The sequence below is a fragment of the Streptomyces sp. NPDC007095 genome (assembly GCF_040634475.1).
GTDB lineage: Bacteria > Actinomycetota > Actinomycetes > Streptomycetales > Streptomycetaceae > Streptomyces.
In genome coordinates, this window is the sequence record NZ_JBEYFS010000066.1 from 12423 (window position 1) to 26897 (window position 14475).

Annotated in this window: 12 protein-coding genes; 9 read left to right on the forward strand and 3 right to left on the reverse strand. The window is 69.9% G+C overall.

All coding sequences use genetic code 11. The features are described 5' to 3' along the window. Nucleotides 1–125 precede the first annotated feature (125 nt). The 3 genes from ABZ656_RS23070 to rhaI form a co-directional block, all read right to left on the reverse strand. Nucleotides 126–1574: a rhamnulokinase family protein gene (locus ABZ656_RS23070; RefSeq protein ID WP_360270174.1), complete on the reverse strand. Its 1449-nt coding sequence runs from the start codon at nucleotides 1572–1574 to the stop codon at nucleotides 126–128. Beyond that, complete coding sequence (locus tag ABZ656_RS23075; RefSeq protein ID WP_360270176.1) at nucleotides 1571–3610, reverse strand: bifunctional aldolase/short-chain dehydrogenase; 2040 nt, start codon at nucleotides 3608–3610, stop codon at nucleotides 1571–1573. Before ABZ656_RS23075 ends, ABZ656_RS23070 begins: the two co-directional genes overlap by 4 nt. Nucleotides 3611–3756: 146 nt before the next feature. Further along, nucleotides 3757–4926, reverse strand: a complete 1170-nt coding sequence (gene rhaI, locus ABZ656_RS23080) for an L-rhamnose isomerase (protein WP_101402488.1) — start codon at nucleotides 4924–4926, stop codon at nucleotides 3757–3759. A 329-nt stretch (nucleotides 4927–5255) separates the two neighbouring features. On the opposite strand from rhaI, the gene ABZ656_RS23085 reads away from it, so the two are divergent. The 9 genes from ABZ656_RS23085 (at nucleotide 5256) to ABZ656_RS23125 (ending at nucleotide 14447) form a co-directional block, all read left to right on the forward strand. Beyond that, nucleotides 5256–6773 (forward strand): sugar ABC transporter ATP-binding protein, encoded by a 1518-nt coding sequence (locus ABZ656_RS23085; protein ID WP_101402489.1) that lies wholly within the window; start codon nucleotides 5256–5258, stop codon nucleotides 6771–6773. Continuing rightward, a complete protein-coding gene (locus tag ABZ656_RS23090; protein ID WP_129592174.1) occupies nucleotides 6770–6955 on the forward strand; it encodes a hypothetical protein in 186 nt (61 codons plus the stop codon). The genes ABZ656_RS23085 and ABZ656_RS23090 overlap by 4 nt, the downstream gene beginning before the upstream one ends. Continuing rightward, nucleotides 6952–7992 (forward strand): ABC transporter permease, encoded by a 1041-nt coding sequence (locus ABZ656_RS23095; protein ID WP_101402490.1) that lies wholly within the window; start codon nucleotides 6952–6954, stop codon nucleotides 7990–7992. Before ABZ656_RS23090 ends, ABZ656_RS23095 begins: the two co-directional genes overlap by 4 nt. Then, complete coding sequence (locus ABZ656_RS23100; protein ID WP_101402491.1) at nucleotides 7985–8977, forward strand: ABC transporter permease; 993 nt, start codon at nucleotides 7985–7987, stop codon at nucleotides 8975–8977. Before ABZ656_RS23095 ends, ABZ656_RS23100 begins: the two co-directional genes overlap by 8 nt. A 33-nt stretch (nucleotides 8978–9010) precedes the next feature. Next, nucleotides 9011–10093, forward strand: coding sequence for a rhamnose ABC transporter substrate-binding protein (gene rhaS / locus ABZ656_RS23105; RefSeq protein WP_101402492.1), 1083 nt, complete (start codon nucleotides 9011–9013; stop codon nucleotides 10091–10093). A gap of 17 nt (nucleotides 10094–10110) precedes the next feature. Beyond that, a complete protein-coding gene (locus ABZ656_RS23110) occupies nucleotides 10111–10431 on the forward strand; it encodes an L-rhamnose mutarotase (RefSeq protein WP_360270209.1) in 321 nt (106 codons plus the stop codon). 53 nt (nucleotides 10432–10484) lie between these two features. After that, nucleotides 10485–11909, forward strand: coding sequence for a BNR repeat-containing protein (locus ABZ656_RS23115; protein WP_360270180.1), 1425 nt, complete (start codon nucleotides 10485–10487; stop codon nucleotides 11907–11909). Nucleotides 11910–11985: 76 nt separating this feature from the next. Next, nucleotides 11986–13011, forward strand: a complete 1026-nt coding sequence (locus tag ABZ656_RS23120) for a LacI family DNA-binding transcriptional regulator (RefSeq protein ID WP_067360334.1) — start codon at nucleotides 11986–11988, stop codon at nucleotides 13009–13011. Nucleotides 13012–13145: 134 nt separating this feature from the next. Next, a complete protein-coding gene (locus tag ABZ656_RS23125; RefSeq protein WP_360270182.1) occupies nucleotides 13146–14447 on the forward strand; it encodes an alpha/beta fold hydrolase in 1302 nt (433 codons plus the stop codon). Nucleotides 14448–14475: the final 28 nt, after the last annotated feature.

The following is a 14475-nucleotide window of genomic DNA, read 5'->3' on the forward strand; positions in this document are numbered from 1 at the left end:
CGATCATCGGATGAGTGCAGGGTACGCGGAGGGCGAGCGGCATGGGAGCCCCCGTTCATGGACACGGGCGAGTCCCCGTCGCGGACGGGTGAAAGGCCCCCGTCACGGCGGGTGGGAGTTCCCTTTCACCCGAGGGTGAGCCGGTCTTCCGCGGCGCGCCAGGCCGCTGGGTCGCCCCGGGGCTCGTACCGCCGCAACGGCTGCGTACGGGCGAGGAGTCGCCGCATCGACGTACGGTCGCCGACCAGACCGTGCGCACGGGCCTGTACGAGGACGTTGCCGAGCGCGGCGGCCTCCGCCGGGCCGGCCACGACCGGCAGTCCGCAGGCGTCGGCCGTCAGTTGGCACAGGAGCTCGTTGCGGGTGCCGCCGCCCACGATGTGGACGACGTCGACCGGGTGGTCGGCGAGAGCCTCGGCTTCGCGGATCGCCCTGCGATGGGCGAGTGCGAGGGAGTCGAGAATGCAGCGGGTGATCTCGGCGCGCGACTCGGGCACGGGCTGTCCCGACTCCCGGCAGGCGTCGGTGATCCGGTCCGGCATCCGGCCGGGGGCCAGGAAGGCGGCGTCGCCCGCGTCCACCACCGACCGCAGCGCGGGCACCTCCGCGGCGGCCCGCAGCAACTCACCCAGGTCGGGCCGGCCCCATTCCCGTACACACTCCTGGAGCAGCCACAGTCCCATGATGTTGCGCAGATAGCGGACCGTGCCGTCCAGGCCCAGTTCATTGGTGAAGTTGGCCGCGCGGCTCGCCTCGGTGAGGACCGGCCGCTCCAGCTCCAGGCCCGCGAGGGACCAGGTGCCGGTGCAGATGTACGCGAACCGCTCACCCGCCGCCGGCACGGCGGCCACCGCGGACGCGGTGTCGTGCGAGCCGACGGTCGTCACCGGGACCGGGCCCCTCAGCCCGGTCTCCTCCAGGACCCGCGGGAGCAGCAGACCGGCCGGGTCGCCCGGCTGCCGCAGCGGCGCGAACAGCGTGAGGTCGATGCCGAGCAGGTCCGCGAGGTCGTGGGACCAGTCACGGGTGCGCGGGTCGATCAGCTGGGTGGTCGAGGCGTTGGTGATCTCCGTGCCCGCCTCGCCCGTGAGCCAGTACGTCAGCAGATCGGGAATGAGCAACAGTCGCTCGGCGGCGGCGAGTTGCGCCGTCGAGCGGGCCGCCGTGAGCTGGTACAGGGTGTTGAAGGGCGCGTACTGGAGCCCGGTCGCCGCGTACAGCTCGGCGGCGGGCACGGTGGCCCACACCTTCTCCGCGACACCCTCGGTGCGGGCGTCGCGGTAGTGCACCGGGTTGCCGAGCAGCGACCCGTCGGCGTCCAGCAGCCCGTAGTCCACGGCCCAGCTGTCGATGCCGACGGAGTCGACCTGCCCGGCCGCCCGCAGTCCCTCGAGCACGCCCGCGTACAGCGAGAGAATGTCCCAGCGCAGCCCCTCCGGAACCCGCACCGGCCGGTTCGGGAAGCGGTGCGCCTCCATCAGCTCCAGCGCCTCCGGGCCGACGCGGCCGACCATGACGCGCCCGCTGGACGCGCCGAGGTCGACCGCGGCGAAGCTCTTCACGTGCTCGCTCATCGCAGGAATGCCGCCGCGACACCCGCGTCGACCGGGACGTGCAGACCGGTGGTGTGGGTCAGGTCCCCGCCCGTCAGGGCGAACACGGCGTTCGCCACGTGCTCGGGCAGCACCTCGCGCTTGAGGATGGTCCGCTGGGCGTAGAACTCGCCGAGCTTCTCCTCCTCGATGCCGTACGTCGCCGCGCGCTGCGCGCCCCAGCCGGCCGCGAAGATGCCCGAACCGCGCACGACCCCGTCGGGGTTGATGCCGTTCACCCGGATGCCGTGCTCGCCCAACTCGGCCGCGAGGAGCCGGACCTGATGCGCCTGGTCGGCCTTGGTCGCGGAGTACGCGATGTTGTTCGGACCGGCGAAGACCGCGTTCTTGGACGCGATGTAGACGATGTCCCCGCCCAGCTTCTGCTGGATCATCACCCGCGCCGCCTCCCTCGACACGAGGAAGGAGCCACGGGCCATGATGTCGTGCTGGAGATCCCAGTCCTTCGCGGTGGTCTCGAGCAGCGGCTTGGAGATGGAGATACCGGCGTTGTTCACCACCAGGTCGACGCCGCCGAAGGCGAGCGCCGCCGCCTTGAAGGCCTCAGCGATCTGCTCCTCGGAGGTCACGTCGACAGTGACGGCGACGGCCTTGTCGGGCCCGCCCAGCGAGGAGGCGACCTCTGCGGCGTTCTCCGCGTTGAGGTCGGCGATCACCACGCACGCGCCTTCGGCGACGAGCCGCCCGGCGATCGCCTTGCCGATCCCGCTGCCCGCCCCCGTCACCAGCGCCACCCGGGTGGCGAGTGGCTTCGGCTTCGGCATCCGCCGGAGCTTGGCCTCCTCCAGCGCCCAGTACTCGATGCGGAACTTCTCCGACTCCTCGATCGGCGCGTACGCCGAGACCGCCTCGGCGCCCCGCATCACGTTGATCGCGTTGACGTAGAACTCGCCGGCGACGCGCGCGGTCTGCTTGTCCTTGCCGAAGGAGAACATGCCGACGCCGGGGATCAGCACGATGGCCGGGTCCGCGCCGCGCATCGCGGGGGAGTCGGCGTCGGCGTGCCGCTGGTAGTAGGCCGCGTACTCCTCGCGGTACTCGCCGTGCAGCTCTTCGAGCCGCGCGATCGCCGCGTCCAGTTCCACGGTCGGCGGCAGGTCGAGGACGAGCGGCCGGACCTTGGTCCGCAGGAAATGATCGGGGCAGGAGGTGCCGAGCGCGGCGAGGCGCGGGTGCTCGGCGCTCGCGAGGAAGTCGAGGACGACCTCGGAGTCGGTGAAGTGGCCGACCTGCGGCTTGTCCTGCGAGGCGATGGCCCGGACGTACGGTGCCAGCGCCGCGGCCCGCTCCCGGCGCCGGGAGGCCTCCAGGGCCGCGTACCCCTCGACGACGGGCCCGAAGGGCTCCGCCTTGCCACGCTCGACCAGGAAGGCCTCGGCGGTGCGGATGATGTGCAGCGAGTTGCGCTCGCACTCCTCCGCAGTGTCGCCCCACGCCGTGATGCCGTGCCCGCCCAGGATGCAGCCGATCGCCCGCGGGTTGGCCTCCTTGACCGCCGCGATGTCCAGACCCAGCTGGAAGCCGGGCCGGCGCCACGGCACCCACACCACGCTGTCGCCGAAACACTCGGCGGTCAGCTTCTCGCCGTCCGCCGCGCAGGCCAGCGCGATTCCGGAGTCGGGGTGCAGATGATCGACGTGGGCCGCGTCCACCAGCCCGTGCATCGCCGTGTCGATGGACGGGGCCGCGCCGCCCTTGCCGTGCAGGCAGTAGTCGAACGCGGCGACCATCTCGTCCTCGCGCTCCACCCCCGGGTAGACCTCCGTCATCGCCCGCAGCCGGTCCAGCCGCAGCACGGCGAGTCCCGCCTCGGTCAGGGTGCCGAGATCCCCACCCGACCCCTTCACCCACATCAGCTCGACATCACCGCCGGTCACAGGGTCGGTGTCGGTGCCCTTCGCGGAGGCATTGCCGCCGGCGTAGTTCGTATTGCGCGGGTCGGCACCGAGCCGGTGCGACCGGGCCAGCAGAGCGGCGGCTTCGGGATGGGGAGCCATGTTCCTAGTCCTTAGAGAAAGAAGAGTGAAGAGAGTGACGTACCTGTGCTGCGGCGCGCCCCTCAGGGGCGCGGGGAACTGCGCGACCAGCCCACTTCGACCCGCAGACCGCGACGAGCCGAACCGGGCGGACGAGACTCAGCCGCTCACGCCCCCCACCCCGCCTGCTGCCCACCGACCCGCTCCGCCGCGATCTTCTCCGCCCACCCGGACCGGCGGTACGCCGAGACGGGATCCGCATCCAGCCCCAGCTCCTCACGCACCTCACCCAGCAACGGCCGTACGTCGGTGTTGTACGCGTCCATGATCACCGCGTTCGCGGCGAGCACATCCCCCGCACGCTGGGCGTCCGCCAGCGCCGCGCCGTCCACGAGCAGCGCCTTCGCCGTCGCCTCCTGCACGTTCATCACGGAACGAATGATCGCCGGGATCTTCGCCTCGATGTTGTGGCACTGGTCGAGCATGAAGGCGACGTCCGGAGTGAAGCCACCGCCCCGGATCACCTCGTACATGATCCGGAACAGCTGGAAGGGATCGGCCGAACCCACCATCAGGTCGTCGTCGGCGTAGAACCGCGAGTTGAAGTCGAACGCGCCGAGCTTCCCCTCGCGCAGCAGCGTCGCGACGATGAACTCGATGTTGGTGCCGGGCGCGTGGTGCCCGGTGTCGACGACGACCTGCGCCTTGGGGCCGAGCTTGAGGCAGTGCGCGTACGCCGTGCCCCAGTCCGGGACGTCCGTCATGTAGAAGGCGGGCTCGAAGAACTTGTACTCCAGCAGCATCCGCTGGTCGTCCCCGAGCCGCTCGTAGACCTGGGCCAGGCCCTCGGCCAGCCGGTCCTGGCGCTCACGGATGTCGTCCTGACCGGGATAGTTCGTACCGTCGGCGAACCAGAGCTTCAGGTCCTTCGAACCCGTCGCGTCCATGATGTCGACGCACTCCAGCAGGTGATCGACAGCCTTCCGGCGGACGGCGGCGTCCGGGTGGCAGATGGAGCCGAGCTTGTAGTCGTCGTCCTGAAAGGTGTTGGAGTTGATCGCGCCCAGCTTCAGACCGCGCTCCTGCGCGTACTTCGCCAGCTCTGCGTAACTGTCGGAGGCGTCGACCTTGTCCCAGGGGATGTGCAGGGCGACGGTCGGCGCGGCCCCCGTGAAGGCGTGCACCTGGGCGGCGTCGTCCAGTTTCTCGCGCGGATTGCGCGGGACTCCAGGCTGCGCGAACACCTTGAAGCGGGTTCCCGAGTTCCCGTACGCCCACGAGGGCGTCTCTACTGCCTGGGTCTTGAGGGCGGTCTTCACCGCGGCAAGCTCGGTCACTTCGGGGCTCCTGTGACTTCGGGTGTGGCTTCGGTTTCGAACGACTTGTGGAGCCGGGTCCGAACTGCACTTCTGCCCGATCGGAACGGCTCTCCCGTCTGAAACGATCTGAAACGATTCAGAACGCCGAAGCTATGAGCCCGCCGAAGGCGTGTCAACCCCTTGGGCGAAGACCGCCGTCCGTGACTCGGTTGTGACCTTCGGCTATCGAAAATTTCGACCCGAACCCATTGACGTGACCTGGGCTACCTGCCTAACGTCCCGGCAACCTAGTTGAAACCTTTCACGACGTCGTGAGGCCTCTCCGCCCGCGTCGTTGAGGAGCTCACATGACCCACCGGTCCGACGCGGGTCCGGCCCCCGTACTGGCGCTGGAGGACATTTCCAAGTCCTTCGGCGCGGTACGCGCCCTGCGGGACGTGTCCCTGGAACTGTTCCCCGGCGAGGTGCACGCTCTCGCCGGTGAGAACGGCGCGGGCAAGTCGACCCTCATCAAGACGCTCGCCGGCGTGCACCGACCGGACGCCGGTCGGGTGCTGCTGGACGGTGAGCCCACCGTCTTCCACGGTCCCGCCGACGCCCGCGACGCGGGCATCGCGGTGATCTACCAGGAGCCCACCCTCTTTCCCGACCTGTCGATCGCGGAAAACATCTTCATGGGCCGCCAGCCCCGGCGCGCCCTCGGCCGTATCGACCACAAGGCCACCCACGAGTCCACCGCCGCCCTGATGAAGCGACTCGGTGTCGAACTCGACCCCGACCGTCCGGCGCGCGGACTGTCCATCGCCGACCAGCAGATCGTCGAGATCGCCAAGGCGCTCTCCTTCGACGCCCGGGTCCTGATCATGGACGAGCCGACCGCCGCCCTCACCGGCAGCGAGGTGGCCCGCCTCTTCGGTGTCGTGCGCACCCTGCGTGAGCAGGGCTCGGCGGTGCTGTTCATCTCGCACCGTCTGGAGGAGATCTTCCAGATCTGCCAGCGGGTCACGACCCTGCGCGACGGCGCCTGGATCTCCAGCGAACCCCTCGACGGCATGACCGAGGACGACCTCGTACGCCGGATGGTCGGCCGCGACCTCGACGAGCTCTACCCCAAACAGGACGTCGAGGCGGGAGAAGTCGCCCTGAGCGTGCGCCGGCTGACCCGCGAGGGCGTCTTCACCGACGTCTCCTTCGACGTGCGGCGCGGCGAGATCGTCGGTCTCGCCGGACTCGTCGGCGCCGGGCGTACGGAGGTCGCCAGGGCCGTCTTCGGCGTCGACCGCTGGGACGCCGGAGAGGTCGAGGTCGACGGGAAGGCGCTGACGAACGGGGCGCCCTCCACGGCCATGGCCGCGGGGCTCGCCCTCGTCCCCGAGGACCGGCGCGCCCAGGGCCTGGTGATGGACATGTCCATCGAGCGCAACATCGGGCTCACCGGGCTGCGTACGACCGTGAAGGCGGGGCTGGTGGACCGCGGCGCCGAGCGCAGCCGCTCCCTCGACTGGGCGGTCAAGCTCCAGGTGAAGTACGCCCGGATCGCCGACACGGTCAACACGCTCTCGGGCGGCAACCAGCAGAAGGTCGTCCTCGCCAAGTGGCTCGCCACCGGCCCCAAGGTGCTGATCGTCGACGAGCCCACCCGGGGCATCGACGTGGGCACGAAGGCCGAAGTGCACCGATTGCTCTCCGAGTTGGCCGCCGACGGGGTGGCCGTCCTGATGATCTCCTCCGACCTGCCCGAGATCCTCGGCATGGCCGACCGCGTGCTGGTGATGCACGAGGGCCGGCTCACCGCCGAGATACCCCGCTCCGAAGCCACCGAGGAGACCGTGATGGCCGCCGCGACGGGGAGGGTTGCCGCATGACAGCCACCAGGCACGCCGCCCTCGGCGCAACACCGGCGGATGTCGAGTGGGCCGCCGGTGAGGAGTCCGCAGTCGCCGGCTCGGCCGCCCGCGCCACGCCCGCCTCCCCGCAGGGGGCCGTTCCCCTCACTCGGACGGCCGACCGCCAGACCCCGAACATCCCCCGGAGGGCCGCCGTATGACGGTGACCGCACCCAATCCCGCGCCCGCCGCCGAGGTGCCCAAGTCGAGTGGCACCCGACTGGTGGACCGTGTCTTCAAGATGCGTGAACTCGCCATCCTGGTCGTCTTCCTGGTGATGATCGCCATCACCCAGATGGGCAACAGCGAGTTCCTGTCCGAACAGGGCATCAAGGACCTGCTGTTGAACGCGACGATCCTGGTGCTGGTCGCCACCGGTCAGTCGCTGGTCGTGATCACCAGGAACGTCGACCTGTCGGTCGGCTCCATCCTCGGCATCAGCGCCTTCGCCGCCGGCACCTATCTGCACGGCGGCGGAAACCCCGTCGTCGCGGTCTTCCTGGCCGTCCTGCTCGGCATCGGCTGCGGACTGGTCAACGGGCTGCTGGTCAGTCTCGGCCAGGTCCCCGCGCTGGTCGTCACCCTCGGCACGCTCTACATCATCCGCGGCGTCGACTCCATCTGGGTCGGCTCCCGCCAGATCACCGCGGCCGACCTCCCCGGCGGTTTCGTCGACTTCGGCTCCGGCGGCATCTCGGCGGTCCCGTACCTCGCCCTGATCGCACTGGCGGTCCTGCTGGTCACCGCGTACTACCTCAAGCACTTCGGCAGCGGCCGCGAGCTGTACGCGCTGGGCTCCAACCCGGAGGCCGCCCGGCTCGCCGGCATCCCCGTCCGCAAGCGGATCCTCACCGCGTACGTCGTGTGCGGCGGCCTCGCCGGACTCGCGGGCGCCCTGTATCTCGCCCGGTTCGGCAACGTCGACTCCGGCACCAGCACCGGCTACGAACTCACCGTCGTCAGCGCGGTGGTGGTCGGCGGTGTCGTCTTCACCGGCGGCTCCGGCAGCGTCTACGGCGCCGCGCTCGGCGCGCTGCTGCTGACCTCCATCAACAGTGTGCTGCCCGCCCTCGGCGTCAGCTCCGTCTGGGTGCTCGCCATCAACGGCATCCTGCTCATCCTCGCCATCGCGGTCGACCGGATCGTCGCGCTGCGCGTGGCCTCCGCACTGAAGAAGAGGAACGCCCGCCATGGCTGACTCGTCCCTCGCGCGCGCCGTCCGCTGGGACACGGTCGTCGGCGCCCTCCTCATCGTCCTGCTGCTGTTCTCCTTCGGCTTCGTCGACGGGTTCGGCAACTCCCTCAACCTGTCGTTCCTGATCGGCAACACCCTGCCCATCGCGCTGATCGCGCTGCCGATGACCCTGCTGGTGGTGGCCGGGGAGATCGACCTCTCGGTCGCCTCCACGGCCGGTCTGTCCGGCTCGGTGATGGGCGCCCTGTGGAACCAGGGCATGTCGATCGAGACGATCATCCCGCTGTGTCTGCTGCTGGGCGTGGTGTGCGGACTGGTCAACGGCCTGCTGGTGACCCGGCTCGGGCTGCCGTCCCTCGCCGTCACCATCGGCACCCTCGCCGCCTACCGGGGCATCGCGCAGATCGTGCTCGGCTCGGACGCGGTGACCGACTTCCCCACCCAGTACCAGGACTTCGCGGCCGGGCGCATCGGGAACACCTTCATCCCGCAGGCCTTCCTGCCCTTCCTCGTACTCCTCGCGATCGCCGTGGTGGTACTGCACGCCACTCCGTTCGGGCGCTCGGCCTTCGCGGTCGGCGCCAACGAGGAGGCCGCCCGGTTCGCCGGCATCCGCGTCAAGCGGCAGAAGCTGATCCTCTTCGTCGCCACCGGTTTCATGGCCTCGCTCACCGGCATCTTCTGGGCCCTGCACTACGCCAGCGCCCGTTACGACAACGCCAACGGCCTCGAACTCTCCGTCGTCGCCGCCGTCCTGCTCGGCGGCATCGACTTCGACGGCGGCAAGGGCACGCTCGGCGGCGCGATCGCGGGAGTCTTCCTGCTCGGCGCACTGCAGAACGTGATGAGCCTTCAGGACGTCTCCGCCCAGTCGCAGATCGTCGTCACCGGCGTTCTGCTCGTCATCTCCGTGCTCGGCCCCCGGGTCGCCCGGCAGATCACCGTAGCGAGGGCGGGCCGCAGAGCCGCCTCGACTCCGACCTCGTAACCCTCCGCTCACCCTCGAAAAGGAACTTCTGCCATGCGCAAGTCATCCCTCCGCCGTACCGGCGCGGCGCTCGCCGCCGTCACTTCCCTCGCCCTGGCCGTCACCGCCTGCGGCGGCACCACCAAGAACGACGTGAAGAGCGGGGGCGGCTCGGCCGCCGCGACCGGCAAGGCCGACCCGAACGCGGCCACGAAGAAGGGCCTCACGGTCGGCTTTCTGCCCAAGGCGGTCAACAACCCGTACTTCACCTCTGCGGACAAGGGCGGCGAGAAGGCGCTGACGGAGCTCGGCTCCAAGTACAAGGAAGTCGGCCCCAGCAGCGCCACCGACACCTCCGGCCAGGTGAGCTACGTCAACACGCTCACCCAGCAGCAGGTCAACGCGATGGCCGTGTCCGCGCAGGACCCGGGCGCCCTGTGCACCGCACTCAAGCAGGCCATGAGCAACAAGATCAAGGTCGTCACCTACGACTCCGACACCAACCCCGAGTGCCGCAACGCCTTCGTCTCGCAGGCCAGTGCCGAGGACCTGGGCCGTACCGAGGTGCAGCTGCTCGCCGAGCAGATCGGTTACAAGGGCGAGATCGCGATCCTGTCCGCCGCGCAGACCGCGACGAACCAGAACACCTGGATCGACTTCATGAAGGAGGAGCTGAAGGATCCCAAGTACAAGGACGTCAAGCTGGTCAAGGTCGCCTACGGCAACGACGACGCCCAGCAGTCCTTCCAGCAGACGCAGGGCCTCCTCCAGGAGCACCCGAACCTCAAGGGGATCATCTCCCCGACCACGGTCGGCATCAAGGCCGCGGCCCAGTACCTCTCCGGCTCCAAGTACAAGGGCAAGGTCAAGCTGACCGGCCTCGGCACCCCCAACGACATGCGCAAGTACGTCAAGAACGGCACCGTCGACGCCTTCGAGCTGTGGGACCCGGCGAAGCTCGGCGAACTCGCCGCGCGTACGGCCGTGGCGCTGTCCTCGGGGCAGATCACCGGAGCCGAGGGCGAGACCTTCAAGGCCGGTGACATGGGCTCGTTCACCATAGGCAAGGACGGCGTGATCAACCTGGGCAAGCCGACCGTCTTCAACGCCAAGAACATCGACCAGTTCAACTTCTAGGATCCGGGGGTCCCTTGATGCAGCGTGTGTGCTTTCTGCTGAGGGTCCGTGCGGACCGCCTCGACGAGTACCGCGAGCGGCATGCCGCCGTGTGGCCCGAGATGCTCGACGCGCTCTCGGCCACCGGCTGGCACAACTACTCGCTCTTCCTGCGCGAGGACGGCCTGCTGGTCGGCTACTTGGAGACCGAGGACTTCGCGGCCGCGCAGGCCGGCATGGAAGCCACCGACATCAATGCCCGTTGGCAGGCGGAGATGGCGCCGTTCTTCGAATCGCTGGACGGCGCCAGACCCGACGAGGCCATGAAGCCCCTCACCGAGGTCTTCCACCTCGCCTGATGCCCGCTGACCCCCTCTGCCACCCGCGCGAAGCCCTACCCAGGAGTCCGGACATGAAGAGACGCACCCTGCTGGCCACCGCCCTGCTGACCGGTGTGGCAGGCCCTGGAATCGGCGCCGGTACGGCGCGCGCGGCTGACCCCGGCCCCTCGGTCACCCTCACCGGCAGCACCCAACTCGACGCCCAGGCACTGTACTTCGTGTCCTACGACGGCCTGGTCAACAACAACTCCTTCCAGAAGAACGGTCTGTTGACCTACAAGGGCTACCAGTACGCCGTCTGGTACACCACCGACCGCAGCGCGGTCGTCGCCCGCCGGGCGCTCGGCGCGTCCGGCTGGTCGACACTCACCCTCGCCCATCGGCTCAAGAGCTCCGACTCGCACAACGTGATCTCCATGGGCGTGTCGAAGACCGACGGCCGGCTGCACCTCAACATGGACTCCCACAGCGACGGCTTCTTCTATGTGAAGTCGGTGGCCGGGCTGCTCGACAACCCCGCCTCCACCGCCTGGACCTCCGCGGGCTTCGGAGCCGTACAGACCTCGCTGGACGGTCTCGCGCTCACCACACAGTTCACCTACCCCCAGTTCATCTCCACACCCGACGGCAAGCTCCAGCTGAGCTACCGCGTGGGCATCTCCGGAAACGGGCGCAACGCCCTCGCGGAGTACGACGGCTCGTCCTGGACCGCTCTCGGGGAATGGTCCGGCTCGACCGGCACGTACACCAGCGAGCACGGCTCCAGCACCGCCCGCAACATGTACCTGCACGGCATCGACTACGACGTCAACGGACGCCTGCACTCCTTCTTCACCTGGCGCGAGCAGAACGGCGCCGTGATGTGCAACAGCGGCGGCATCACCAACCACGACACCGGCTACGTCTACTCGACCGACCGCGGCCGCACCTGGCGCAACAACGCGGGCACCCTCGTCGGCACCACGGGCGGCTCCGACACGGTGGCCGTCACCGACGCCGGACTCGTCGTCGACGCGCTCGATCCCGACCACTCCCTGATGAACCAGGAGAGCCAGGCCACCGACTCCACCGGCCTGCCGCACGCGATCATCAGCTACGTGCCCGGGCGCTTCGGCCAGTGCACCACCAACTACGTCACCGACCGGACGAACAACGGCCGCGCCTTCCACCTCCGCAAGAACGCCTCGGGCAGCTGGACCAAGACCGAGATCCCGATCGCCCTCGGCTCGAGCCAGCGCACGAAGCTGATCCTGGACAAGTACGACAACGCCTACGCGATCATGCCCTTCGGCCGGATCGCGGGCGCCTCGAAGTCCTCCGGCTACACGGACTGGAAGCTCCTGTACGACGGCAGCGGCCTCAACGCCTTCGGTGAGGTGGTGATCGACGAGACGCGCGTCTCGCAGGACGGGACGCTGTCGGTCATGTACCAGGAGAAGTCCAGCGGGACCACGCCCTCGGCGCTCCATGTCGTCGACTTCCGGCTGCCCGCATGATCAGCGAAGTCGGCCGACTCGCGGGTAATGTGAAGGCCCGCCCGCCGCTTCTCGTCCCCCTGGAGGTTCCCGCCTGATGGCACAGTCGGTGGGTATCAAGGACGTCGCCCGCGCCGCCGGAGTCTCCGTGGGCACGGTCTCGAACGTCATCAACCGCCCGGACAGCGTCGCCTCCGAGACCCGGGCCCGTGTCCAGTCGGCGATAGACAGGCTCGGCTATGTCCGCAGCGAGTCCGCGCGCCAGCTGCGGGCCGGACGCAGCCGGATCATGGGCCTGCTCGTCCTCGACATGGGCAACCCCTTCTTCGTGGACGTGGCCCGCGGCGCCGAGCGCGCCGCGCGGGACGCCGGGCTCGGCGTGATGGTCTGCAACAGCGCGCAGAGCGCCAGCGAGGAGGCCGACTATCTGTCGCTCTTCGCCGAACAGCGGGTACGCGGCGTGCTGCTGACGCCCGCCGACGCGACCGGGCGCAACATCGCGACGTTCCGCCGCAACGGCATCCCCTTCGTGCTGGTCGACCGGGTCGCCGAGGGCACCACCGAGTGCTCGGTCTCGGTCGACGACGTGGCGGGCGGCGCGCTGGCCGTACGTCATCTGGTCGACGCGGGCCATCGATCGATCGCGTACGTCAGTGGCCCGCCCGGCCTCAACCAGGTCAGGGACCGCCGCGTGGGCGCCCTGAACGCGCTGGCCGAGGCAGGCCTGGCGCCCACCGCGATGCGGGAGCTGCCCACCCAGCGCCTCGACGTGGCCGCGGGCCGCGACGCGGGCGCCCGGCTGCTGGGCCTCGCCGAGCGCCCGACCGCCGTCTTCTGCGCCAACGACCTGCTCGCGCTCGGCGTACTGCAGGCCATGTACGCGGCGGGCGTCGGCGTCCCCGACGACCTCGCGATCGTCGGCTACGACGACATCGAGTTCGCCGCCGCCGCGGCCGTCCCGCTCACCTCCGTACGGCAGCCCGCCATGACCATGGGCGCCCTCGCCGCCGAACTGCTGCTGGAGGAGACGGAGGCCGAGACGGCACCCACACCGCACGAGCACCGGCGCGTGGTGCTCCAGCCGGAGCTGGTCGTGCGCCGCTCCAGCCTGTCGGCGCGCTGACGCGCGGCACGGTCCGCGCGCCTGGCCTGCTGAGCGACCATTCAGTACGACTTTCTTGATCCCCGGTCTCGGCCGGTCGGGGATCATGTGCTCAACTGGGACGCAGCCTGGATCCGTACGTCTCGGGAGCCCTGTTGACCGTCAGCTACCGTCAGCCCGGTGTCGTCCTCACCGACCACCGTTTCACCGTGCCCCTCGACCACGACGACCCGGCGGGGGAGAGCATCGAACTGTTCGCCCGCGAGGTCGTCGCGAGCGACAAGGCGCCCCAGGACCTCCCCTGGATGGTCTACCTCCAAGGCGGCCCCGGCTTCGGCGCCAACCGCTTCGTCGGCAAGCAGGCCTGGCTCGGCCGCGCGCTGAAGGAGTTCCGGGTGCTGCTGCTCGACCAGCGCGGCACAGGCCACTCCACGCCCGCCAATCGCCAGACGCTGCCGCTGCGCGGCGGCCCCGGCGCGCAGGCCGACTACCTCGCGCACTTCCGCGCCGACTCCATCGTCCGCGACTGCGAGGCCATCCGCCCCCGGCTCACCGGCGGCGACCCCTGGACCGTACTCGGCCAGAGCTTCGGCGGCTTCTGCATCGTGCACTACCTCTCGACCGCCCCCGAAGGTCTGCGCGCGGCCCTCATCACCGGCGGCCTGCCCTCCCTCGACGCGCACGCGGACGACGTCTACCGGGCCGCGTATCCCCGTATCGAACGCAAGGTCGCGGCACACTACGCGCGCTACCCCCAGGACATCGAGCGGGCCCGGCAGATCGCCGAGCACCTCCTCCGCCACGAGGTCGTCCTGAGCAACGGCTACCGCCTGACCGTCGAGGCCTTCCAGTCCCTCGGCATCCTCCTCGGCGGTGGCGAGGGCAGCCACCGTCTGCACTACCTCCTGGAGGAGGCCTTCGTCCGCACCCCGCAGGGCCCGGCCCTCTCCGACGCCTTCCAGGAGGAGGTGCAGGGCCTCCTCTCGTACGCCGGCCACCCCCTGTACGCGCTCGTCCACGAGGCCTGCTACGCCCAGGACGACCGGCCGACCGCCTGGTCCGCCGAGCGGGTGCGCGCCGAGTTCCCGCAGTTCGACGCGGCGAAGGCCCTCGCGGACGACGGACCGCTGCTGTTCACCGGCGAGTCCGTGCACCCCTGGGTGTTCGACACCGACCCCGCGCTGCGTCCCCTGCGCGAGACCGCCGAGGAACTCGCCGCGCGCACCGACTGGCGGCCGCTGTACGACCCCGCCCGCCTCGCCGCCAACGAGGTACCGGTGGCCGCGGCGGTCTACCACGACGACATGTACGTCGACCCGGAGCACTCCCTGCGCACGGCCCGTGCCATCGCTGGTCTGCGGACCTGGGTGACCGACGAGTTCGAGCACGACGGTGTACGGGCCGGGGGGGCGCGCGTCCTGGACCGGTTGCTGGCGCTGACGCGCGACGAGGTCTGACCGGGCGCCGTTCGGGGGAGAGGACAAC